The 1,104-nt window shown below is 68.6% G+C and carries 1 protein-coding gene; it reads right to left on the reverse strand.

Annotation, left to right across the window (positions count from 1 at the left end):
- Positions 1-979 (reverse strand): IS481 family transposase (locus ABZ493_RS21755; protein ID WP_430584199.1); only part of this gene is annotated, 979 nt, incomplete at its 3' end.
- Positions 980-1,104: the final 125 nt, after the last annotated feature.

Raw genomic sequence — 1,104 nt, forward strand, 5'->3', positions numbered from 1 at the left:
TGGTCAGCCGACTGACCGGCGGCTGGTTGCCGATCGCGCTGTGGAGCCTGTGGTGATTGTAGAAGTGCAGCCATCCGGGCAGCGCGGCGCGCCGCTCGGCTTCTGAGGCGTAGAAGCGGGCGTAGGCCCAGCCATCGCCGAGAGTGCGGTGGAACCGCTCGATCTTGCCGTTCGTCTGGGGCCGGTAGGGGCGGGTCTTCTTCGGCGTGATGCCGAGGCTGGTGCAGGCGGCCCGCCAGGCGTGGGACTTGTAGGCGGGTCCGTTGTCCGAGAGGACGCGTTCGACGCTCACGCCGCGGTCGGCGAACCAGGCCACGGCCCGCTCGAGCACGCCGACCGCTGTTGTGGCCTTCTCGTCCGCGCAGATCTCGGCGTAGGCGACGCGGGAGTGGTCGTCGATGACGGTGTGGACGTAGGCCCGGCCGATGACTGGATCGCGCCACTTGCTGCGTGGGGTGCCGGTGCGTTCGACGGTGGCGGCGCGGTTGCGGTCGCCCTGCTGCTTACCGACGTAGCGCCAGCCGCCACCGTCCGGGATGTTGCCGAACTTGGTCACGTCGACGTGGATCATCGATCCGGGGTGGTCGTGCTCGTAGCGGCGCAATGGCTCGCCGGTGACGCGGTCGATGCGCCACAGCCGGTTGATCCGGCAGCGCACCAGGACCGCGTGAACGGTGGAGGCCGGCATGCCGAGGATGCCAGCGATCTGGACCGGCCCGAGGCGGTGCCTCCAGCGCAGCCGCACGATCTGCTTGACGAGGTGCTGCGGCGTCTTGGACGGGCTGCGGTGCGGGCGCGAGCTGCGGTCGGCCATCCCGGCCACGCCCTCGCTCCGATACCGCTCGGCCCACTTCCTCGCGGTGCGTGGCGAGACCATGAACATCTTCGCCGCGGCCGTGTAGGTCCAGCCGGACTCGACGATCAGCACTGCCAGACGCAGTCGCGTCTTCGGGGTCAACAGGGCGTTAGCGTGGGACACGAAGGCCTCCGGTTGGTGGAAGTGGTTCCTCGACAGCTCCACTTCACAACCGGAGGCCTTCGTCATCCGGTAACCCGATTCCGTGTCGTCGTCACGAGATCGGGACAACCTCCCTGGACATCACA

Origin of the sequence: Isoptericola sp. NPDC019482, assembly GCF_040632295.1 — a bacterium.
In the GTDB taxonomy this organism is placed as follows: domain Bacteria; phylum Actinomycetota; class Actinomycetes; order Actinomycetales; family Cellulomonadaceae; genus Isoptericola.